This window comes from Shewanella sp. 1180_01, from assembly GCF_052850535.1.
This window is the reverse complement of sequence record NZ_VXCT01000050.1, coordinates 12,236-36,867: the sequence shown is the minus strand read 5'-3', so window position 1 is coordinate 36,867 and position 24,632 is coordinate 12,236. Positions and strand designations below refer to the sequence as shown.

14 protein-coding genes are annotated in these 24,632 nt (G+C 48.2%); 13 read left to right on the top strand and 1 reads right to left on the bottom strand.

What is annotated here, in order from left to right; genetic code table 11:
* Positions 1-647 precede the first annotated feature (647 nt).
* The 6 genes from betI to FW758_RS19535 all read left to right on the top strand — a co-directional run bounded on the left by betI (position 648) and on the right by FW758_RS19535 (position 7,275).
* Positions 648-1,253, top strand: a complete 606-nt coding sequence (gene betI / locus FW758_RS19560) for a transcriptional regulator BetI (RefSeq protein WP_006080847.1) — start codon at positions 648-650, stop codon at positions 1,251-1,253.
* Complete coding sequence (betB, locus tag FW758_RS19555) at positions 1,244-2,707, top strand: betaine-aldehyde dehydrogenase (RefSeq protein ID WP_446446264.1); 1,464 nt, start codon at positions 1,244-1,246, stop codon at positions 2,705-2,707. Before betI ends, betB begins: the two co-directional genes overlap by 10 nt.
* A gap of 9 nt (positions 2,708-2,716) precedes the next feature.
* Positions 2,717-4,402, top strand: coding sequence for a choline dehydrogenase (gene betA / locus FW758_RS19550; protein WP_446446263.1), 1,686 nt, complete (start codon positions 2,717-2,719; stop codon positions 4,400-4,402).
* 368 nt (positions 4,403-4,770) lie between these two features.
* Positions 4,771-5,988, top strand: a complete 1,218-nt coding sequence (locus tag FW758_RS19545) for a choline transporter (RefSeq protein ID WP_006080850.1) — start codon at positions 4,771-4,773, stop codon at positions 5,986-5,988.
* 14 nt (positions 5,989-6,002) lie between these two features.
* Complete coding sequence (locus FW758_RS19540) at positions 6,003-6,707, top strand: TorF family putative porin (protein WP_446446262.1); 705 nt, start codon at positions 6,003-6,005, stop codon at positions 6,705-6,707.
* A gap of 91 nt (positions 6,708-6,798) precedes the next feature.
* The gene (locus FW758_RS19535) at positions 6,799-7,275 is read left to right on the top strand and encodes a MarR family winged helix-turn-helix transcriptional regulator (protein WP_006080852.1); all 477 of its coding nucleotides are present in this window, start codon (positions 6,799-6,801) and stop codon (positions 7,273-7,275) included.
* A gap of 113 nt (positions 7,276-7,388) precedes the next feature.
* Here FW758_RS19535 and FW758_RS19530 read toward each other — a convergent pair whose 3' ends face one another.
* A complete protein-coding gene (locus FW758_RS19530) occupies positions 7,389-8,018 on the bottom strand; it encodes a peptidylprolyl isomerase (RefSeq protein WP_446446261.1) in 630 nt (209 codons plus the stop codon).
* A 605-nt stretch (positions 8,019-8,623) separates the two neighbouring features.
* On the opposite strand from FW758_RS19530, the gene malQ reads away from it, so the two are divergent.
* The 7 genes from malQ to FW758_RS19495 all read left to right on the top strand — a co-directional run bounded on the left by malQ (position 8,624) and on the right by FW758_RS19495 (position 24,579).
* Positions 8,624-11,050, top strand: coding sequence for a 4-alpha-glucanotransferase (gene malQ, locus FW758_RS19525; RefSeq protein WP_446446260.1), 2,427 nt, complete (start codon positions 8,624-8,626; stop codon positions 11,048-11,050).
* A 114-nt stretch (positions 11,051-11,164) separates the two neighbouring features.
* Positions 11,165-13,396, top strand: coding sequence for a 1,4-alpha-glucan branching protein GlgB (gene glgB, locus FW758_RS19520; RefSeq protein WP_446446259.1), 2,232 nt, complete (start codon positions 11,165-11,167; stop codon positions 13,394-13,396).
* Between the two features lies 1 nt (position 13,397).
* Positions 13,398-15,599 (top strand): glycogen debranching protein GlgX, encoded by a 2,202-nt coding sequence (gene glgX, locus FW758_RS19515; RefSeq protein ID WP_446446258.1) that lies wholly within the window; start codon positions 13,398-13,400, stop codon positions 15,597-15,599.
* Positions 15,600-15,610: 11 nt separating this feature from the next.
* Positions 15,611-18,142, top strand: coding sequence for a glycogen/starch/alpha-glucan phosphorylase (locus FW758_RS19510; RefSeq protein WP_446446257.1), 2,532 nt, complete (start codon positions 15,611-15,613; stop codon positions 18,140-18,142).
* Positions 18,143-18,334: 192 nt separating this feature from the next.
* The gene (gene glgC, locus FW758_RS19505; RefSeq protein ID WP_311890073.1) at positions 18,335-19,597 is read left to right on the top strand and encodes a glucose-1-phosphate adenylyltransferase; all 1,263 of its coding nucleotides are present in this window, start codon (positions 18,335-18,337) and stop codon (positions 19,595-19,597) included.
* 184 nt (positions 19,598-19,781) lie between these two features.
* Entirely contained in the window at positions 19,782-21,401 is a 1,620-nt protein-coding gene (locus FW758_RS19500) for a glycogen synthase (RefSeq protein WP_012088652.1), read from the top strand.
* A gap of 130 nt (positions 21,402-21,531) precedes the next feature.
* A complete protein-coding gene (locus tag FW758_RS19495; protein ID WP_446446256.1) occupies positions 21,532-24,579 on the top strand; it encodes an EAL domain-containing protein in 3,048 nt (1,015 codons plus the stop codon).
* Positions 24,580-24,632 lie beyond the last annotated feature (53 nt).

The following is a 24,632-nucleotide window of genomic DNA, read 5'->3' as shown; positions in this document are numbered from 1 at the left end:
TACGTTGACAGAAGGAATAAAAAATTTAGCAGCCATAAAATCCACCTATTTTCTTGTAAAGATTAAGTTGTGTTCTTTTCTGGTGATCAAGCTACCAATTTGGAGGTAGTGAAAGTGTGAGCTCGATCGAGTTCGGCGCTTATCTGGGGGCAATTTCCCACTAAAGTTGGAACTCGGTAACTAAACTTCGGACTTTTATGACGGGTATTAGTGTTGGCGTACGATATGGTTTTTCTGGGGGGGAGCGCCAGTGATGATGCATCATTTTTGTGTGTTTTTTACTGGTCTTGTTATCTCACTTTTCATCCCAATTTTTAGCTAAAATTTGACGGCTCAATTGTTAAATCTAACAGAGGTTAAACCTCATTAATACTCTCATTCGTAGCATTAACTTCAGTTAATTAGTTTGATATCTAATATTAATTTCTGCGTACTGCTGTGGTTGTGGTAGGGCCGCAAGTCAAAGAAATCTATACATTTATCTTGTTTTTACACATTAATTATTTTTTTCATAACTAACTTGTGAGCTTTGTCACTGTGCTATTTTAGGTTGATAGTTACATCACTAATCATTATCATGATTGTTAATTGAACGTTCAATTAACGTCGTTCAGAGTATTGAGAGAGTGGTTATTCCTTGAGTATTTATGCCTAAAGCCGCAATGAAATTGATACGCAGACAGCAGCTTATCGATGCGACATTAGCATCGGTTGCCTTGCATGGATTGCAGCACACGACTATCAACAGCATTAGTCAGTTGGCGGGAATGTCGTCGGGGATCATCAGTCATTATTTCAGTGGTAAGCAGGGCTTGATCCAAGCGACGCTACGCCACTTGCTCGAGCAGTTAAAGCAGGCGTTGCTCAATCGAATCCAAGGACAAGTGTTGGCGCCAACAGAGCGCTTAATGATGATAGTTGAAGCGAATTTTACCGAGTTACAGCGCTCACGAAATGTCACTCACACTTGGCTGAGTTTTTGGGCACAGGCCGTCCACGATCCCCAGTTAGCCCGTTTGCAGAATATTAATAGTCGCCGCTTATACAGCAACTTACATTTTTCCTTTCGGCACGTGTTGCCCAAAGAGTTTGCCCTGATGGCTGCTGAGCAAACGGCGGCGATGATCGATGGATTTTGGTTACGCAGCGCCTTAAGTGAAACCCCTGAACAGGATTTTGTTCAGGCCGAAAAATTATGCAAAACCTTTATCCACAATGTGATAAAGCAGCATGGAGTCAAAACATGTCAGTAGAAGTACAGTACAACTTTATTGCGGGTCAGTTGCTCGCTAACGATAGCGGCGAAACCTTCGACGTCGTTAATCCTGCCACAGGACAATTGGCGTACCGAGTGCAAGTGGCCGATGAAAAAATTCAGCAAGCGGCCATCGAGAGCGCCAAAAAAGGCTTTGCGATTTGGTCTGCCATGAGTGCCACCGAACGCAGTCGTATTCTATTAAACGCGGTCGCATTATTGCGCGCTCGTAATGATGAACTCGCGGCAATCGAAGTGCGCGACACAGGTAAACCTTGGCAAGAAGCCTCAGTGGTTGATGTGGTCACAGGCGCTGATGCCATTGAGTTTTTCGCCCATATCGCCCCTGGGCTTGAGGGCGCGCAGCAGCAAGTCGGTGGGGATTTTTATTACACCCGCCGCGAGCCTTTAGGCATTTGCGCTGGCATTGGCGCTTGGAATTATCCATTGCAAATCGCCTGTTGGAAGGCTGCGCCGGCCTTAGCCAGCGGCAATGTGATGATTTTTAAACCTTCGGAAGAAACGCCGCTTGGCGCACTGAAATTAGCGCAACTCTTAAGTGAGGCGGGTTTGCCCGATGGCGTATTTAACGTCGTGATGGGCGATGGCAAGGTTGGCGCTTGGTTAACGGGACACCCGGATATTGCCAAAGTGTCTTTCACTGGTGAAGCCGGTACCGGTAAGAAAGTCATGGCCGCGGCGGCAAGTTCATTAAAAGACGTCACTATGGAACTCGGCGGTAAATCACCGCTTATCGTATTTGACGATGCCGATATCGACAATGCCGTTTCAGGTGCCATGCTCGGTAACTTCTACACCCAAGGTGAAATCTGCACCAATGGGACGCGAGTGTTTGTCCATGAGTCGGTTTATCAAGACTTTATCGAAAAACTGCTTATGCGTACTCAAACCAATATCGTGGTGGGCGATCCTATGGCGCCAGAGACTAATTTTGGCGCCTTGATCTCCAAAGATCACCAGCAAAAAGTGCTCGATTATATTCAGCAAGGTATCGATGACGGCGCAACTCTGCTAACTGGTGGTACAGCATTAACGCCTGAAAATGCTCCCAATGGTTACTTTGTCGCCCCAACCATTTTCACCGATTGCACCGACGAGATGCGTATCTGTAAAGAGGAAATCTTTGGCCCTGTGATGTCGGTACTCACCTTTAAAGATGAAGCCGAAGTGATTGCTCGGGCAAACAATACCGCCATGGGCTTAGCTGCTGGGGTGTTCACCCAAGATATCAGCCGTGCACATCGGGTTATTCATCAGTTACAAGCAGGTATTTGCTGGATCAATGCCTATGGCGCATCGCCAGCAGAAATGCCAGTAGGTGGGTATAAGTTGTCGGGTATTGGCCGTGAAAACGGCAGCGAGACACTCAAGCATTACACCCAAGTTAAAGCCGTTTACGTGGGTCTGCAGCCCTTAGAAAGCCCATTTTAAGGAGGCATTTTGACTCAGTCATTAGAGCAAAAATATTATAATTACATCATAGTTGGCGCAGGCTCAGCGGGTTGTGTGCTCGCTAATCGTCTGTCAAAGGATCCTAAAAACGAAGTGCTGTTATTAGAAACAGGTGGCAGCGATAAGAGCATCTTTATTCAGATGCCGACGGCGTTATCGATTCCGATGAACAGCCCTAAATTTGCTTGGCAGTTTGAAACTGAGCCTGAGCCATATTTAGATAATCGCAAGATGCATTGTCCTCGGGGCAAGGTGCTTGGCGGTTCATCGTCGATCAACGGCATGGTGTATGTCCGGGGTCATGCCAGAGATTTTGATGAGTGGCAGGCGCAAGGGGCGACCAACTGGGATTATAGCCATTGCTTACCGTACTTTAAAAAGGCAGAAACCTGGGCCTTTGGTGGCGATGAGTATCGCGGCGAGTCTGGGCCGTTAGGCGTGAATAACGGCAACCAGATGCAAAATCCCTTATACCAAGCCTTTGTGGATGCGGGCATCGCGGCGGGGTATTTATCGACCGCAGATTATAATGCGGCGCAGCAAGAAGGTTTTGGTCCTATGCATATGACGGTCAAAAAAGGCGTGCGTTGGTCTACCGCTAATGCCTATTTACGCCCGGCGATGGCCAGACGTAACCTCACTGTGTTGACCCACACCTTAGTGCACAAAGTGTTATTGGAAGGGCAAGCGGCCGTTGGCGTTCGCATTGAGCACAAAGGCAAAGTTGAAGATATTCGTTGTAATAAAGAAGTGATTTTAGCTGCTGGCTCAATAGGTTCGCCGCATTTGCTGCAATTATCAGGCATTGGCGATCCCCAAGTATTGGCCGATGCTGGGGTCGAGTTACAACATGAGTTGCCCGGTGTTGGTCAGAATTTACAGGATCATTTAGAGTTTTATTTCCAATTCAAATGCCTTAAACCGATTTCACTCAATGGCAAGTTAGATCCATTCAGCAAGTTCTTAATCGGTGCCCGTTGGATTTTAGATAAGTCAGGCCTAGGGGCCACGAATCACTTTGAATCCTGTGGTTTTATTCGCTCAAAAGCGGGCCTCGAGTGGCCAGATTTGCAGTACCACTTTTTACCTGCGGCTATGCGCTACGATGGTAGAGAAGCCTTTGCGGGGCATGGTTTTCAGGTGCATGTAGGGCATAACAAGCCTAAAAGCCGTGGTGCCGTGACCTTAGTATCGGCAGATCCTAAAGCGCCGCCTAAGATCCAGTTCAATTATTTACAGCATCCCGATGATATTGAAGGCTTTAGAGCCTGCGTGCGTTTAACCCGTGAGATCATCAATCAAGCGCCATTCGGTGAGTATCGCGGCGAGGAAATTCAACCCGGCACACAAGTGCAAACCGATGAGCAAATCGATGCCTTTGTGCGTCAATCGGTTGAGAGTGCTTATCATCCTTCTTGCTCGTGCAAGATGGGCACAGATGCGATGGCGGTGGTGGATCCCGAAACCCGCGTGCATGGATTGCAGAATTTACGGGTGGTGGATTCTTCAATTTTTCCGACTATCCCGAACGGCAATTTGAATGCGCCGACCATCATGTTGGCTGAGCGCGCCGCGGATATGATTTTAGAGGCTGAGATGTTAGCACCAGCAGATTCCGCCGTTGTGGTTGCCGACGCTTGGCAAACCACACAAAGAAGCACTGCGACAAGTTAACGGCGCAAGTTAACGCCATAAGTGCACAACATGCCTGCTCGGTCCGTCTTATCGATGGACTGGCGGCTTCAATTTTGAAGTGACTCATTAATTGATTACTCAAAATAAGGGTCATGATTCATTTTATCTAAAGGGTCGGTCAGCCCGCAGTGAGTGTGCAACTGATCACTTTCACGACTGAACATCTATCAGGGTTTAACTATCGCAGAGCGCTTTTTAAGTAGCGATATTTAAGGCTTGAGGGCAGAGCGCTGCCTTTAAAAATGATTCAGTTTTTTATTATTAAATAAAAACATGGAGTTACATTTTATGGATTCATATCCTCATGCCTACTTATATCCAGTATCGACTGGGACGGAGTGCATCCTATGACCTGGTTATTATCCGCAGGGATACTGTTCACTTTTGCCGCGATTGCGTTTGTTATTTATCGTTGGGGTAACATTCGCTGTATCGGTGTGACGCCTGTGCGTACGTTTACCTTTATCGCGATTCTGTTCACCTCTGGCCTTGATGTCGGCTTGATCATGTTTCCACTGACCGAGTTTGCCGGTTATGCCAATGTGGCGGCGAGTCCTGAATACGGCTTTACCAATCCGCTGGCGATTGAGTTTGGCTTTTGGGCATTTTTGATTTGGGGTTTCTACTTTTTAACCTGTTTCTATTTTTGTGTGATTGAACCTAGGGTGAAGTTTTTCGACATTCCTTTGGTCAAGTTCATCAATAACATTGTGATTATTGGCACCTGTGCTTTTACCGCCTATTTGTTACTCAGCAATTTACCTTGGTATTTACCCGAATTAGGTGATGGTGAAACCATAGTCGGTAGCTTTTATTTAATCGTATTTATGGTGATTGCCGCGGCGGTATATTCCAGCACTAGCATACGTTATGTGCGTATTTTGAGCTTAGCCAGCACTTGGTTATTTTTAGGCTTGATTGCCATGATGTGGGCCAGTGCATTTTTATCGGCTGACTCAAGTGTGGGCGAGTTCTTTACGACCTTTGCCATGCTGGGCGACTATTTCGGCAATATTCAACATTTTGTGTTACCCATCAACGACTACCATGAGTTTTATCTGTTCTGGTGGTTTGCTTGGAGCATTATGATTGGTCAATTTACCTCGCGCTTTGTCGGCGGGATGAAAACCTACCAAGTGCTGCTGGCCATGATGGTGTTTCCGTCTATCCCCATCGCCATCTGGTTCACCGTGCTTTATTACTACAGCGCCAATGGGTTAGATACCTCGGGCTTCTATAATCTGGCGATGGTGATTGTAGGGGTGACCTTTGTGATTAATTCACTCGACTCACTGGTACGCCTGTATACCGACAATCTTAATCTGACGATTGAGCGTTTAGGCAAGCTTAAATATGTCAGCTTTAACTTAGTGTTGCTCTGCAGTCTGACATTACTCTTTCAATTAGACTTTCTTCAAATTCAATGGGTTGGTGCAATCGCACTGGGCCTGATCTTTAGCTGTTTTGGTTACATCATGATGACGCAATTGCAAACAGTTCGTGCCATTGAGCGCTCGCCAAAAGAGAACAAAATCGACTTTACTAAAATTGAGCTAGCTAACTAATGGAAAAATTAATAATGAAATCAAAATGTTTTTATCTTATCGCCGGCGGATTGCTATTGATGTCGACTGCTGCGAATGCCGGATTATCGGCCACTGTGACGGCGACGTCGGATTACACTTTTAACGGTGTCAGCCAAACGGACAACGGCCCAGCACTGCAAGGCAGTCTGGATTACGGTTTTGATTCGGGATGGTACGTGGGCGGCTTTACCTCGAACGTCGACTTTGGTGGCAGCGATGACACTTGGTTAGAGCTCGATGCCTATGCGGGTAAGTATTATCAGCTGAACAAGCAACTGAGTCTCGATGTTGGGCTGGCCTATTACACCTACCACGGCGATTCCTTCTCCGATGAGTACAACTATCCTGAGCTGTATAGTAAGCTAGGTTACGACACTTCCCTTGGCCACTCTGAAGCTAAGTTAACCTACACATGGGACTACTTTGGTTTGGGCGGCGGACATTACACTATGCTGCTCGGCCATACGATTAGCGTTGCCGAAGGCCATGATATTCGCTTCAGTGTTGACCGCTCTACGTCACTTGATGAAGACAAATGGTCATGGGATGGCGGTAAATCCTTTAATCACTATCGCGTTGCCTATATGACCAGCTGGAGCGGCTTTGATTTCAGCCTTGCCGCTGAAGATACCAGCATGAACTTAGATACCAGTGACGAGCGCCTAGTGTTGTCGGTATCGCGTCAATTCATGTTGTAATCTAAGGGACTTTTACCATAAAAGTGCCTCCTCTTGGTGAGTTCAGTCGCGCTTTCTGGTAAGGTGCACTGGACAACTGGGACGGGACATTATGGAAAAGTACGAACAACTGCTCATTTCGCTGCGTCGAGTGATACGCGCTATCGACATTCATTCTCGCCAGCTGAACAAACATTCAGGTTTAACTGGGCCGCAATTGATGGTGATGCAAAAAATCGCCCAATTGGATGCGCCATTGGCTAAAACTGTGGCGGAAGAGATCACGCTGAGCCCTGCGACTGTGACGACTATTATCGATCGACTCGAGGGCCGTGGTTTAGTGATCCGTTTGCGCAGTGAGACTGATAAACGTAAGGTGCATTTATACCTTAGCGATGCGGGACGAGCGCTGTTACAGGACTCGCCTAAACCGCTACAGGATCATTTTATTAAGCGTTATCAGAATCTTGAAGAATGGGAACAGAGTCAATTGCTCTCTGCGGTTGAGCGTATCGCGACTATGATGGACGCCGATAAAATTGATGCGGCGCCTATGCTCTTAGTTGGAAAGATCCAAGGCGACGAGTAATCGTTTAGATCATGTTTTAAATGATTAGACGTTAAAATCGATTCGTTTTTAAAATGAAAAAGCACTGAAGATTCAGTGCTTTTTTGCTTTTAGCTGTGCGTCTTTTTAGATGCTTAAGCTGCAGGGCAGCTTGTTGTAGCCACAGAGTTAATCAGAATTTCTTGTACTGGCGTGTTGGCGAAACCACCGCTACTTTTTGTTGGTACTATGCTGATTTGATCCGCCACATCCATACCGTCAACCACTTTGCCAAACACGGCATATCCATAACTACTTGCAGACGCATCCAAATGTGGATTATCTAACACATTGATAAAGAACTGTGATGTTGCAGAATTTGGATCATCCGTGCGAGCCATAGAGATAGTGCCACGTTTGTTGCTAATACCGACTGCGGCTTCATTTTTGATGGGGGCATCGCCTGGTTTGCTTTTGAGCCCTGTGGTAAAACCGCCGCCTTGGATCATAAAGTTATTAACGGTTCTATGGAATAAGGTGCCGTTATAGAAAGACTTATCAACATACTGCTTAAAGTTTTTACCTGTGATAGGCATGTTCGTTAAGTCAATGGCGAGTGTGATATCGCCTTTTGTGGTTTTCATTAAATAACACACATCCGCAGATAAGGCTGGCGGAGTGGGATCGGGCGTCGGTGGCGTCGGCGTTAGATCACCATCTGTACTTCCTTCACAACCGGTTAAGGCTATGCAGCCGACAAACAGTAATCCTGATAACTTCTTCATTTCATATCCTTATTCTCAATCATCATTGGGGAGTTTCTGCTTTAGCGTTCCATCGAGCGAGCCTCTGGCGGATAAGCGAGGGCATAGCAGGCTCCATGAATGTAATGTTGTTATTATGTTTCTACGCTGTAGCGAGATGAGATGTTGACAGAGGAGAGATAGGCTGTTCAAGTTATAAAGTGCAATTGATACAAAGTGTTGCATCGAACTCACTAGTCGATATGTTTTGGGTCTAATTCATTGGGTTTTAGTTCGAATGCTATGACATATAAATGTCTTACGCCTGTCATGTTATTTCTATGCCTTAGTTCCCTGCTTAGTGCTTGTCTTTTGTAACTGCCTCTCGTGACTGCCTTTCGTCAATACCTTGGGAAGCATACTTGCCCTCTTGCTGAACGCATGCCCCAATTTGGTGCGTTCCATGTTTATTATTTCGATTGTCACTGCGCGCGAACTTAACTGAGTGCTTCTAGTAAGTTACTGATTTTTTGAAAAAGTTTTTTGTTATTTCCCTGAAATATTTATGTCATCTTCTTGTTACTTTTGGTTGGCATGGTTACTGTATATCTAAAGCCATGGATGAGCGGTCGCGGGGGCGACAAAATATGGGGCTGGAAAAGTTGCTGTATTTGCGGGGGGTTGGAGCAGAATTTACTGATTGTTTTGGCCAAGAGATCCATATTTCCGAGGTAGACAGGCAAGGTATCTTGACCTGTATGTTACAGGAAAAAAACACTGTGGCAGGGACTGCCATTGATGCTTCTGCTACAGAGGCGTTATCGAGTGATGCTGGGCTGACTAACGTCGATGCGGTATTGACCGAAGCGCTGATCGCCTCAGAAATTGACTTGCTGGATGCCCGTCCTTGGACTCAGGTGTTACCCGAATTCCATTGGTGTTTCGTGGATGAACCTTGGATAAGCCTTTGTTTACCTGAAACCTATACTTCAGATCTGAGTGTGGCAATTGAATGCGAACAGGGTGAGTCCATCGTATTTGATGTGCCGTTTTCAGCGCTTAAGCCCATTGGCGATTACCGCATTGAACAAACCCTTTATCTCCATTATCGCCTTGATCTTACGCAACTGGGATTAGCACGCCTCGATTTAGCTGAGGCCAAGACCCAAGCTTCCCCTGAACACTTAATCCCCGCCGAGACTGAGGCGGTGAATTTAGCGTCTTATTTCCTGAGCAGCCAAGCGTTCACTAACAAGCCTGCCTTAATCAAAAACCAAGACTCATTTGCACATGCAGCTGACAAAAATGTGAGTGATTTCTCAGTGTTAGGTTTGGGCTTTCATCGCATAGCTTTAAGCTTAAAGCATGCTCTATCGACCAGTGAACCAGCGCCAAGCTCGGCGCTAGAGAGCAGTGCGACGGCTGAGGCTGATACCTGCATTTTGTTTTCTGGCACCTTAATGGTGGCACCGCGGGCCGCTTATCAAGGCGTACTCACGGCTGTCGTCCAAGGTAAACGGCATAAACCTTGGGGGATCAGCGTTCAACTCTACAGTTTACGCAGCGAGAGCCAATGGGGCATTGGCGACTTTGGCGATTTAGAACAACTGATCTCGCTGGTGGCGGAGCAGGGCGCGGATTTTATTCAACTCAACCCCTTGCATGCCCTCGACATTGCGGCGCCAGAGCATCCGAGTCCCTATAGTCCGTGCGATCGCCGCAGACTCAATCCTCTTTATATTCAATTACAAAGTGTTCCTGAATACCAAACGCTTGCGACTGAGTTTTCAAGCGCTACTTGGCTAGAGGCCATCGCCTTACTGAATCGTGACAATTGGCTCGATTATCCTAAGGTGAGTGAGCTCAAATACCGTGCCTTTGAGCAGTTATATCGCGTTTTTTGTGAAACCCATTTAGCAAACGACACGCCCAGAGCGCAAAGATTCCATGAGTTTGTGCGTGAGCAGGGCACTGCGCTGCAAGAGTTTGCTCAAGCGGAATACTTACGTAGCCCAAAAGCGTTTGTACAAGAGGAAGGTTTTTATCTTTACCTACAATTTGTGGCCGAAAACCAGTTACACCTTTGCCAGCTAAAAGCGAAAGAAGTGGGCATGGGGCTGGGATTAATCCGTGATTTGGCCGTTGGCGCAGCGCTGCAGGGCAGTGAAGTACAGGCCAATGCCGAGCAGTTTTGTTTGCATGCCAGTATCGGCGCACCGCCCGATCCCTTTGCGCCCCAAGGGCAAAATTGGGGCTTAACGCCCCTCGAACCGGTGAAGTTAAAACAACATAATTTCAGTCATTTTATCTCCTTGATCCGCGCCAATATGGAAAGCTGTGGCGCCTTGCGTATCGATCACGTGATGGGCTTACTGCGCCTCTGGTGGTGGCCACTGGATAAACAACTCGGCCACGGTGCCTATGTGTATTATCCCGTTGAAACCTTGTTCGCCATCGTTTGCCTTGAGAGTCAACGCGCCCGCTGTGTGGTGATTGGTGAAGACTTAGGGCTAGTGCCACCGGACATTATTCATCGTCTCTACACCTCTGGCATTTACTCCAACGAATTGTTCTATTTCTGCAAAGACCATCAAGGCTTTAAATCACCGGATCAATACAAGTCCCAGAGCCTGATGATGCTGGCGAACCACGATGTGCCGACCTTAGTAGCTTGGTGGTGCGGCAGCGATTTACACCTGCGTCGACAGTTATCCCTGTTTGAAACTGACGAACAATTGGGCGAGGCACTGGCTGGGCGTGAACATGAAAAGCAGCAGCTTATTTCACTGTTAGTCGCACAAGGTCTGTTAGCCGAGGTGATGATAGCCGAACTCGATATTCAAACCTTGCTCACGGCTTGGATGACCTTAGGGGCTCGCGGAAATAGTGCGCTGTACAGCGTGCAACTGTGTGATTTATTAGCCGATCGCCATGCGGTGAACATTCCCGGCACTTGGCTCGAATATCCTAACTGGCAGCGGCGCTTACCTTTGAGTTTAACGCAAGTGTCGGCTTCGCCAGAGATATTGCAGCGATTACAAAATATCGCTGCGGCGAGACAGCTACCGAGTTAATGCTGCTGATCCAGTGCCACATTATGCCATCCCTAAAGGTTCAATATTTAGGGGTTGCTATTCGGATAAAGAGTGCCAATTTGCAAGTTTAATTGACTGATAAACGGAAGAAAAATGATGACTCAAGCCAATGCCTATTTTTACGATGGCGCCGACGTCGCCCTACTTAATGGTCAATACACTGATGTTTTTTCGCTCTTGGGTATGCACAGTGCCAATGAGGGTAAGGCATTAATTGTACGTTGTTTTTTACGCAATGCCCTCAGTGTGGATGTGATCAGCATTAAAGATGGCCGCAAAGTAGCGAGTCTGGACAAAGTCAACGAGCAGGGACTGTTCGCCGGTACGCTGGGGCGACGTGTCAAACCGTTTCTCTATTTGCTGCGGGTAGAATATCCCCTGTGTCAGCTAGATATAGTCGACCCTTATCAGTTTGATTCACTGCTCAATAGTGACGATATTTACCTGTTTGGTGAAGGCAGCGCCGAGCGCGCCTATGAGTTTTTAGGCGCCAACTGGCGTCAGACCCAAGGCGTTGAAGGTGTGCATTTTTGTGTGTGGGCACCCAATGCCAAACGGGTTTCTGTGGTGGGGGATTTCAACCATTGGGACGATACTCGCCATGTAATGCGCCAACATCTTGCCAATGGTTTGTGGGAGCTATTTCTGCCTAATGTGGTTGAAGGCGCCCACTATAAGTTTGATTTGGTTTATCAAAATGGTGAGCGTCATACCAAGTCCGACCCCATGGCGACTCAAATGGAATGCGCGCCCCATAATGCTTCTATCGTGCCCCCAAAAGCCCATCACAGTTGGAATGATACCGCTTGGATGAGTAAACGCGCGGCGACTGCTTGGCATAAAGCGCCCATGTCGGCCTACGAAGTGCACTTAGGTTCGTGGCGTCGTAAGGGAGAGCAAGGCGAGCAATATCTTGATTATCAAGACTTGATTGAACAGCTTATTCCCTATGTGAAGGAGCAAGGTTTTACCCACATTGAACTGATGCCGATCAGCGAGTTTCCCTTCGATGGTTCGTGGGGATATCAGCCTGTGGGTCTCTATGCACCGACCCACAGATTTGGCGATGCCAATGGGTTAAAAGCCTTTGTGGATGCCTGCCATCAGGCGGGAATTGGTATCATCCTCGATTGGGTGTCGGCACATTTTCCTAAGGATCCCCACGGCTTAGTGCGTTTCGATGGCACTTGTTTGTATGAGCATGAAGATCCTCGCAAGGGCACACATCCCGATTGGGATACCTTGATTTATAACTATGATCGCGGTGAAGTGCGCAGTTTCTTGTTGAGTAATGCCTGTTACTGGCTGCGGGAGTTCCACTTTGATGGCCTGCGTCTCGATGCCGTGTCTTCTATGTTGTACCTCGATTACAGCCGCGAGCCGGGCCAATGGCTGCCTAATGCCTATGGTGGACGGGAGAATCTCGAAGCCATTAGTTTCTTACAAATTTTGAATCAACGCCTATACCAAGCTTTCCCCGGCATTTGCATGATCGCCGAAGAGTCCACCGCCTTTGCGGGGGTGACTAAACCGACGGATCAGCAAGGTCTCGGCTTTGGCTTTAAATGGAACATGGGCTGGATGAATGACAGCTTAAGCTACTTAGGCCGAGATCCGCTTTACCGCCAATTCCACCATCATCAATTGACCTTCAGTTTGATGTACGCCTATACCGAGCAATTTATGTTGTCAGTGAGTCACGATGAAGTGGTCCACGGCAAGGGCTCGTTGCTGCATAAAATTCCCGGTGACGATTGGCAGAAATTTGCGACCCTGCGTGCTTATTACGGTTTTATGTGGGGGCATCCCGGTAAGAAATTACTCTTTATGGGCTGCGAGTTTGGTCAGCGAAATGAGTGGAACCATAACCAGAGTTTAGATTGGCACTTATTGGCTTATGAACCGCACCAAGGTGTGCAACGTTGGCTTAAAGATCTCAATCAATTATATCAAGACATGCCTGCTTTATCAGTTCAGGATTACGAGGGGGCAGGATTCAGTTGGCTAGATTGTGAAAATAGCCGCGATAGCATCTTTACCTTTGTGCGTTACGGCTTAGCGGGTGATGCGCCGTTAGTGTTTGTCATCAACATGACGCCCCAATTGCACACTGGGTTCCGTATTGGTTTGCCCTTGGCGGGGGATTACCGCGAATACCTGAATAGCGATAGCCAGATTTATGGTGGCAGCAACCAAGGTCATGCGGGCACTGTCGTTGCTGAGTCGCTGCCGTGGCAGGGCATGGCGCAGAGCGCGCTGATCACTGTGCCGCCCTTAGGTTGCCTAGTGATAGGGCCTGTAACTGGATTGGCTGAGGCGAACTAGTATGCAAAAGCCCACGGCTGATGATATCAAGCTCAACCCTGACGCTAAACATAACCCCTCTCAAAATGAGAAGTGGGCCTTGGGCGCAGGTGAGCCTTTACCGCTCGGTGCTAATGTTGAAGGCGATGGTGTCAACTTTGCGTTATTTTCAGCTAACGCGACAGCGGTCGAGCTATGCCTATTTGATGACAATGGCGAGCAAGAAGTCGCGCGGATTGCGTTAACTGAACAAACCCAGCAAATCTGGCATGTATTTGTGCATGGGCTCAAGGCGGGGCAACTCTACGGCTATCGCGTTTATGGCTCCTATGAGCCTCAGCTTGGCCACAGATTTAACCCCAATAAGCTATTGCTCGACCCCTATGCCCGCCAGCTGGTCGGTGAGTATAGCGACCATGAGTCTAACTATGGTTACGAGCTGAATCACAAGGATGAAGACTTATCTTTCAGTAAGTTAGATAACGCTGCCCATGTGCCAAAATGTAAGGTTGTGGACATTCGTCCATTAATCGACATCGCCGCTAAGCAGTCGATTCAGCCCGTAGCGACGAGGTTTCAGCCCAAACCCCTAGAGCGCAGCATTATTTATGAGATGCACGTTAAAGGCTTTACGGCGGCGCATCCTGAGATTGAACCTAATAAACGCGCCACCTTTGCGGGTTTAGCGACTCAGCCTGCTATCGATTATTTGGCCGAACTTGGGGTGACGTGCGTCGAGTTACTTCCAGTACAGGCCTTTTTTACTGAACCATTTTTGCTCGAGAAAAAGCTTACTAATTATTGGGGTTACAACAGTATTGGCTTTTTTGCCCCCGAGCCGAGTTATCTGTCATCCGACGATATTGGTGAGTTTCGCGCTATGGTGGATGCACTCCACGGTGCGGGTATCGAAGTGATCCTCGATGTGGTCTATAACCACAGCGCCGAGGGCAGTCGACTTGGGCCAACCTTTAGTTTTCGTGGCATAGATAATCTCAGTTATTACCGCCTACATCCGAATGATAAGCGTTTTTACATTAACGATACGGGTTGCGGAAACACCTTAAATATCAACCATCCACGCATGTTGCAGCTCGTGTTAGATTCGCTGCGTTACTGGGTAGAAATCATGGGCGTCGATGGATTTCGCTTCGACTTAGCGGCCTGTTTAGGTCGCGAGGCCTATGGTTTTGATCCCGGCTCAGGTTTCTTCGATGCATTGTTGCAAGACCCTGTGTTGTGCCGAGTGAAATTGATTGCTGAGCCTTGGGATATCGGCCCCGGCGGTTATCAATTGGGTAATTTCCCCGTGGCCTTTAGCGAGTGGAATGACAGATACAGAGACACTATGCGCCGTTTCTGGCGCGGCGATCACAGTATGTTGCCCGAATTTGCTCGGCGATTTCACGGCTCGGGGGATTTCTTCGAGCATGGCGGCCGTCCACCCGCGACCAGTCTTAATTTTCTAACCAGTCACGACGGTTTTACCCTCAAAGATTTAGTGAGTTATACCCAGCGCCACAACTTGGCGAATGGGGAAGATAATCGCGACGGTCACCAAGAAAACTTCAGTCATCATTATGGGATTGAAGGAGAAACCGAAGATAGCGAAATTCTGGCACTTCGCAGCCGTCAACAACGTAACTTATTGACGACACTATTTTTATCCCAAGGTGTGCCTATGTTGTTGAGCGGCGATGAAACGGGCCGCACCCAGCAAGGCAACAATAATGCCTATTGCCAAGACAATGAACTGAACTGGTTTGATTGGTCGGCAAAGGGCATGGACACTAAGCTGTTAGCCTTTACTCAGCAGCTTATCGCCCTGCGCAAACGTTTCCCGTTGTTATGCGCTAAACGCTTCATTCATGAACAGTTATTGGCCGAATCTTTAGCCGATACCGGTGCTCGCTTAGATTGGTTTAGTCGTCAAGGTGAGCAAATGACCAAGAGCCTGTGGACTGAGTCTATGTGCCGCAGTTTATCTGTGGTGCTTTCTGGTGACTTAGAAGGCCAAGGTAAGCAGCAAGCTCTGCTATTGATGGTCAATGCCGACGACAATCCTTTGGCATTTACGCCGCCGACCTTTGAACACTTGAGTCCGTGGCAATGCCTGATCCATACCCAAACTGAGCCGCTGGATGCTCAGATCTCTACGACGCGATACTTGCTGCAAGATCGCAGTCTCATGCTTTTTCATGCTGATTTGATTTTCAAGAAATGAAGGAATTAACTATGACTGACGAAAGCGAACTGAGCCCAAATACCAGCGAAAAAACCGTATTATCCGCGCCAAAATCGGCGAGTAAGAAGGCGCCAACTAAGCGTCAGGCCAAACCTAAAGCCGTTGAACCCTGTGAGCCCTGCGATGCCTTACCTGCTTCTTTTGAGCGTCATTTACGTTATGGACTCAGCCGTGGCGAAGGCGTGAGCTGCGAATTATTTCAAGCGTTGGCCTATAGCGTCAAAGAACAGATGCTAGACAATTGGCGTCAGACCCGTGTGGATGACAGCCATTTTCAGCGCAAGCAAGTGGCGTATTTATCCCTTGAGTTTTTAATGGGCAGGGCGCTGGGCAATGCACTGCTGAGTCTAGATTTGCAACAAGATAGCCGTGATGCCTTGAGCAACTATGCGGTATCGCTGGAAGAGTTAGAAGAAGCCGAACATGATGCCGGTTTAGGTAACGGCGGCTTAGGTCGATTGGCAGCGTGCTTCCTCGATAGCTGCGCCAGTATGGACTTATCCGTGACGGGTTATGGCATACGTTACGAATATGGCATGTTCGCCCAGAAGATAGTTGACGGTTATCAGGTTGAGCGTCCCGACCGTTGGCTGCGCGAAGGTAATCCGTGGGAAGTGCGCGTGCCGACCCACAACGTGACAGTGCCATTTTTTGGTCACACTGAATCCTATGTCGATAAACAGGGTCGCAGGCACATTATTTGGGTTGAAACCCAAGATGTGCTCGCCGTCGCCTATGACATGCCAGTTCCCGGTTATCGCAATGGACGGGTGAATACCCTGAGATTGTGGAAGGCCGAAGCGACCGATGACTTTGATTTAGCTGAGTTTAATCAAGGCGACTACACAGAAGCCGTGGCCCGTAAAAACTTGGCCGAGCAGATCACTATGGTGCTCTATCCTAATGATGCGAGCGAGAACGGCAAAGAGCTGCGATTACGTCAGCAATACTTTTTATCCTCCGCCAGTTTGCAAGATTTGCTCAAACGTTGGGTGAGTCGTCATGGTCATGATTTCACCCAGTTTGCCGCTAAAAATGTGATGCAGCTGAACGACACTCACCCCAGCATTGCCGTACCTGAGTTGATGCGGTTATTGATCGACGAATACGGTTTGGAATGGGACAGTGCGTGGGCGATCACCAGCCAGACCATGGCGTACACTAACCATACCCTATTGCCAGAAGCACTAGAGCGTTGGCCCGTGCGCATGATGGCGCAGATGCTGCCGCGTATTTTAGAAATCATTTATGAAATCAACGCTCGCTACTTAGATTTAGTCGCCCACCACTGGCCGGGGGACGCTAGCAAACTGGCGAGTATGTCGATTATTCAAGATGGCCCCCATCCCCACGTGCGCATGGCATATCTGGCGATTGTGGCGAGTTTTTCGGTCAACGGCGTCGCGGGTTTACACACGCAACTGCTTAAATCTGGGTTGTTTAAGGATTTCTATGAGTTGTGGCCGCACAAGTTTAATAACCGCACCAATGGCGTGACCCCAAGGCGTTGGCTTGCCCATTGTAACCCTGCTTTAGCTAAGTTATTGACCGCCCATTTAGGTAAAGAATGGGTGACAGATTTGAGTCAGTTAACGGCGCTCAATGCCCTCACGCAGGACACGGCGTTTATCCAAAAATGGCGTGATGTGAAGCAAGCCAACAAAGCTTTGCTGGCGAAGATGATTGCTAAGGAATGTGGCGTCGAGTTCGATCCATCTATGCTGTTTGATGTGCAAGTGAAGCGTATTCACGAATATAAACGTCAGCTACTCAATATCTTACATGTGGTTCATCTCTATCATCAGATCCAACAAGGCCACACCGAAAACATGGTGCCACGTTGCGTGTTGATCGGCGGTAAAGCGGCGCCCGGTTACTTTATGGCTAAGTTGATCATCAAGCTCGCCAGCAATGTCGCCCACATGGTCAATTCCGATCCTTTGGTGACGCCTTACCTACGTTTTGCTTTCTTACCCAATTACAACGTCAGCGCCATGGAAAAAATCTGCCCGGGAACGGATTTGTCCGAGCAAATTTCGACCGCGGGTAAAGAAGCATCGGGCACGGGCAATATGAAGTTCATGATGAACGGCGCACTGACGATTGGCACTATGGATGGCGCCAATATCGAGATGTTAGAGGAAGTGGGTTCAGAGAACTTCTTCCTGTTTGGACTCAATGCAGAGCAGGTCTCAGAGGTACGCAACCACTATCATCCGCGCAGCATTATTGACGATTCACCGGCGTTATCTGAGGTGATGAAGTTACTCAAAAGTGGTCATTTCAATCTGCTGGAGCCGGGGATTTTCGATCCTATTATTGCCGCCATCGAAAGCAGCGACGATCAATGGATGACGGCCGCCGATTTCGACAGTTATCGAGTCGTGCAAGAAGCCGTGGCGCGGGCCTATAAAGATCCGCAGGTTTGGACGCAGATGAGTATTCGCAATACCGCCGCCAGCGGGCGTTTTTCGAGTGATGTGACGATCGCGGGTTATCGCGATGAAATTTGGAAACTGTAAGGGCTGGGCTCTGGGTTATAAGTCCTCTTGTTATAGCGGACGAGTATAAGGTTAAGTGTTTGAAAGGAATGCAGCAATCAATGGAAGGAATGGGGAATGCAAGTGAGAAATACTCAGGGGAATACGGCAGTTTCTGCCGTATCGAGAAGCCATTTATGGGCAATCAGTTTGCCGATTTCGGAGTAAGAGCCTATGTCTAATGTTCGTTATATCAGTAATTTAACTCGTGAAACCTATGCGTTGATTTTAGCTGGTGGGCGCGGGTCTCGCTTGCATGAACTCACGGATTGGCGTGCTAAACCGGCGCTGTATTTCGGTGGTAAGTTTCGTATTATCGATTTTCCGCTGTCTAACTGCATCAACTCAGGTATTCGCCGCGTGGGTGTGGTCACACAGTACAAGTCGCATTCCTTGATCCGCCATGTAATGCGCGGTTGGGGCCATTTTAAGAAAGAGTTAGGCGAGTCGGTGGAGATTTTACCCGCCTCACAACGCTATTCGGAAAACTGGTATCAAGGCACGGCCGATGCGGTATTCCAAAACATCGACATCATTCGCCATGAGCTGCCTAAATACGTAATGGTATTGTCGGGCGATCACGTGTATCGCATGGATTATGCGGGGTTATTAGCCGCCCATGCCGAGTCGGGCGCAGATATGACTGTCTCATGCCTTGAAGTGCCGATTGCCGAAGCGGCGGGTTCGTTTGGGGTGATGGAAGTCGACGACGAGATGCGCATTTTAGGCTTTGAAGAAAAGCCGCAGCAGCCTAAACATTCTCCGGGTAATCCTGAAATGTGTTTAGCGTCTATGGGCAACTATGTGTTTAACACAGAGTTTTTGTTTGACCAGCTCAAGAAAGATGCCTTAAACGAAAGCTCAGATCGGGATTTTGGTAAGGATATTATTCCTGCGATCATCGAAAAACATAATGTGTTCGCCTATCCCTTTAAGAGCGCTTTCCCGAACGAGCAAGCCTATTGGCGCGATGTGGGGACGTTAGACTCTTTCTGGCAAGCGAATATGGAACTGTTATCGCCCACGCCAGCACTGAATTTGTACGATGCCAAATGGCCAATTTGGACCTTCCAAGAACAATTGCCACCGGCTAAATTTGTGTTTGATGACGACGACAGACGCGGCATGGCGCTGGACTCGATTGTCTCGGGCGGTTGTATTATTTCGGGTGCGACAGTGCGCCGTAGCGTATTGTTTAACGAAGTACGTGTCTGTTCTTATTCGTTGGTTGAAGATTCTGTGGTGCTACCCGATGTGGTCGTGCTGCGCCATTGCAAAATCAAGAATGCCATACTCGACCGTGGCTGCATTATTCCCGAAGGCATGGTGATAGGTTATAACCATGATCACGACCGAGCCAAAGGTTTTAGGGTGTCCGAAAAAGGAGTTACTTTAGTGACCCGTGACATGCTAGGTTTACCAGTGGGTTATGAATAGCATTGCAATTCATCCTTTGAGTCGCCAAGCATAATTAACACAAATGGCTTAGAAACGGGCTTAAGTTCGAGCTTTAAGTACGGGCTTAAGTTAAGTGTTTAGATTAAGCCCTTAGATTTAGCGCTTAGGTACAGTCAGCTTATTAATAAGCCGCTGAAATGAAGTAGCGGGAGTATCCAATTAATTGAAACAACGCATTTTAATGGTCGCGGCTGAAAACGGTGCCCTTGCGGGCGCCAAGGTTGGCGGTATGGCGGATGTGATCCGTGACTTACCCGACGCTTTGGCGGGTGTGGATTTGTGCGCCGATGTGATTATGCCAAGCTATGGCTTTTTGACTGCGGTCGCGAATCAACCCCAAGATTTGGGTGAGTTAACCGTGGCCTTTGGCGGCCGATTGGAGCGGGTGCATGTGTTTGCCATGCCCCATCCTCAAGTGCCAGAGGCGATGATTTATCTGCTCGAACATGCATTATGGCAATCCGTACCTGGGCAAATTTATAGCCAAGGCAGCGCCGAGCGTCCTTTTGCCGACGATGCAACTAAGTTTGCTTTCCTTTGCGCGAGTGTCGCCACGGCATTAGCTACGGGTCGAGTGCCAATGCCGGCTGTGCTGCATTTACATGATTGGCATGCGGGCTGCTTAGCCATGCTTAGGGCGTTTGTGCCTGATTTCAGCGCACTTAAGCAGATTGAGTGCGTATTCTCCATCCACAATTTGGCTCTGCAGGGGATACGTCCCCTAAGCCAAGACTCGTCCTCGTTTGCGGCTTGGTTTCCCGAGCTATTTGCGTCTTTAACGCAGGGGCAAAAACAGCTGATCACCGATCCCCGTTATCCCCACTGCGTTAACCCAATGCGCATGGGGATAGTGCTGAGCGATAAAGTGCATTTAGTCTCACCCAGTTACGCCAAAGAAGTGTTGCAGCCGTCCAAACCTGAAGCGGGATTTTTTGGTGGCGAAGGGTTAGAGCATGACTTACAGGTCAAGGCTAATGACGGCAAGGTGGTGGGGATTTTAAATGGCTGTGTATATTCATCGGCAGCCGATGTAAACCCTAAGCCAAAGGCGCGCATTCAAGGGGCTGAGTTTAAACAACTGCTCAGTGCGATTGAGATTGCGTTAGTGCAATGGCAGGGACATCAAACCCAAGTGAGCGGCGTAGATATGATTGCCTTTGCGCGCACGCAAGCCCATTGGCGCCAAGCGATGGCAGAGCAAGTACCGAGCCTGTTACTCACTTCGGTGGGCCGTTTGACCGACCAAAAAGTCTTACTGCTGCGCCATCAATTACCCTCGGGCTTATCTGTGCTTGAGACCTTACTTAACGCGTTGAAGCTAATAAAACCGACGGCGCTACTGATTTTACTCGGCAGCGGCGACGCATCGATTGCTAAGTCCTTCCAAGCGTTAGGGGCTAAATACGATAACCTATTATTTTTGCAGGGATACAACGAGGCGTTATCCGAAGTGTTGTATCAGCATGGCGATCTCTTTTTGATGCCAAGCTCCTTTGAGCCCTGTGGCATTAGTCAAATGCTCGCGATGCGCGCGGGACAGCCTTGCTTAGTGCATGGTGTGGGCGGATTGAAGGATACCGTTGAGGATGGCGTGACTGGCTTTGCTTTTAACGGCAATAGCTTAGACGAGCAAGCCGAAGCGTTTTTGCAAAGGTTGATGCAAGCCATTGCTTGTTTCGAGGGGAAAACATGGCCAAAGGTGCGTGCGGCGGCCATGGCACAGCGTTTTGACTGGCATTCCATTGCTGAACAATATCGTCAACAACTCTATTGCAAAGTGTGATGCAGCATATACAAAGTGTGATGTGGTAAAAGGAATTAGCGCATGATTTCTAAGTGATTCTGCTACACTAGTGAGGGGAATGTTAAAATTGTATCAAGCCCCCTCATTTATTGGAGTCGCTCCCTGAGTCATGGATAAAGGTATTCTCTTTCCGTTAGTGCAAAATGCGGCTTTGCTGCTGGCGTTGGTATTTTTGTACGACGTGATCCCTAAAAAGCATCAGCGGCAGTATTTCTTGCTGTGGCGTATCATTATTGGAATGCTCATCGGTGGTATTGGTATCACCATCATGAGCACGCCTTGGATATATCAACCGGGCGTTTTTTTCGATACTCGCTCGGTTATCCTCTGTATTTCAGGCCTCTTTTTTGGTGGTTTGCCGACCTTTATTGCTGTAGTGATGACGGCGCTATATCGTATCAGTATTGGTGGCGCTGGGATGTGGATTGGCGTCGGCGTGATAGTGTCATCCGGGTTAATTGGGGTGATCTGGCGTCAATATCGTAAATCCTATTTAGCGAACATTTCAGGTAGAGAAATCTTTCTCTTCGCCTATGCAGTGCATATCATAATGCTGCTGTGGTTTGTATTTTTACCCAATGGCATAGGAATGCCCTTGCTTGAACAAGTCACCCTACCTGTGCTCACCATTTTCCCCATTGCGACTTGGCTATTAAGCCGCTTGTTATCGCGACGTTTTGAATTAGAGCGTGATGAACAAATTCGTCTGCAGGATGATTTCCTATTTCGTAGCCAATTTAACGTCGGCAACATTGGTATTGCGATAACGGGGATTGATCAAAAGTGGATAAAGGTGAATCCACGTTTATGCCAAATGCTCAAATATTCAGAGGCTGAATTGCTGCGGATGACGTGGGCGCAAATTACCCATCCCGATGATTTAGAAAGCGATACGCTGCAATTTGAGCTCATGCTGCGCGGAGAAATCGATAATTATGAGATGGATAAACGTTTTATCGTTAAAGACGGCAGTGTGGTTTATACCCATATGACAGTGGCCTGCAAGCGCGGTGGTAGTAATACTGCGTTGCTCGTCATTGCAGGATATCTGGATATCACCTCACAGGCCTTAGCCGACCAGGAGGTGCTTGCTAGTCGTGAACAACTCGAACTGGTATTGAGCAGTAGCGATCTTGGAGTATGGGATTGGGATATTCGTCATGATCGTATCGAACGTAACGCCCGCAGCGCCGATATTCTCGGCTGCGATGTGGATATGCTCAACGCCAACAGTCGCCAATGGATGGACGCGATTGTCGCCGAAGATAGGCCTAAAGTGTTGCATTCGATTGAGGCCCATATTCGCGGCGAAACGGCGCAGCATAAGATGGAATATCGTCTAAATACACTCAATCGCAAAGTACGCTGGATTTTAGACACGGGCAAAGTGGTGAGCCGTGACGCCCATGATAATGCTCTGCGGATGTGCGGAACCTATACCGATATTACCGACGCAAAACTTATCGAAGAGTCGTTGAAATTGTCGGCGCTGGTATACGACAACAGCTCAGAAGCCATGAGTGTGCTCGATGAAAAAGGCGTGATCATTACTGTCAACGCCGCCTTTAGTGTGATGACTGGCTATCGCACATTTGAAGTGCGAGATCAACATATTCGACTGCTTTATTGTGACCTCAATGGCCGCGATTTTTACACTCAAATGAACAATGAGATCCGTGAAAAGGGCCAATGGCAAGGCGAAATGTGGCAGCGGCGTAAAAACAGCGAGGAATATGTCATCTGGTTAACCATCAATACCATCAATGACAAAGAAGGCCATCCCTATCGACGTGTGGCGCTGTTTTCTGACATTACCGACAAAAAGCAAAATGAGCATCTGATCTGGAAGCAAGCCAACTACGATACGCTGACGGGCTTGCCCAATCGGCGCATGTTGTTGGAATATTTAAGCAGCGAAGTGAAAAACGCTGACCGCAATCGCAACCACTTTGCCTTATTGTTCTTGGACTTAGATTTCTTTAAAGAAGTGAATGACACCTTAGGCCATGCCATGGGCGATTTACTGCTGATAGAAACTGCAAGCCGCTTAAAATCCTGCGTGCGTGATGCCGACGTTGTGGCGCGTCTTGGCGGCGATGAATTTACTGTAGTGTTAAGTTCGATGGAAGATCATAAGGGCATTGAGCGTGTTGCCGAGAATATTCTGCGGCGAATTGCCGAGCCTTATGTGCTGGGTGAGGAAACGGCTTACATCAGCGCCAGTATTGGGATCACTTTGTATCCCGATGATTCGACTAGTATTGAAGGACTGCTTAAGCATGCGGACCAGGCGATGTATGCGGCGAAAGATCAAGGGCGCAATCGTTTCAACTATTTCACCCCATCGATGCAGGAATACGCCAAATACCGTATGCGCTTGATCCAAGATTTGCGTCAAGCGGTCGCCAATAAAGAATTTGAACTGCATTATCAGCCGATTGTTGCTTTAGCGACGGGTGAAGTGACTAAGGCCGAAGCCTTGATCCGCTGGCACCATGCCGAGCGTGGCGCTGTGTCACCCGCCGAGTTTATTCCGGTGGCGGAAGACACTGGGCTGATAGTTGAAATCGGTAATTGGGTGTTTGAGCAAGCCGCGCGTCAAAGTGCGGCGTGGCGCCACGAGTTAGGGGTTGAAATCCAAATCAGCGTCAACAAATCCCCAATCCAATTTCGCGATGAAGGCACACTGCTCAATGATTGGTTGAAGTTATTGCAAGATCTCAATATCACGGGCGCGGGCGTGTGCGTTGAAATTACCGAAGGCTTGCTATTGGACGCCAGTATGGGCGTGACCGAAAAACTACTGGCCTACCGCGATGCGGGCGTGCAAGTGTCGTTGGACGATTTTGGTACTGGCTACTCGTCACTCGCCTATCTTAAAAAGTTTGATATCGATTATCTTAAAATTGATCAATCTTTTACCCGCCATATTGATACCGATTCAAACGATCAAATTCTCTGTGAGGCGATAATCGTGATGGCCCACAAGTTGGGGATGAAAGTGATTGCCGAAGGTGTCGAAACCGAGGCGCAGCGCCAAGTGTTGTTGGCAGCAGGTTGTGACTATGGCCAAGGTTACTTGTTCTCAAGACCTGTGCCTGCGGGGGAATTTACCCAAAAATACCTGCAGGATCCGCCGTTAGTCTCCCGTGTCTGAGGGGATATTCACTACGGGATGATAATTGCCTATAAAAACGCCGCGGATTTTGC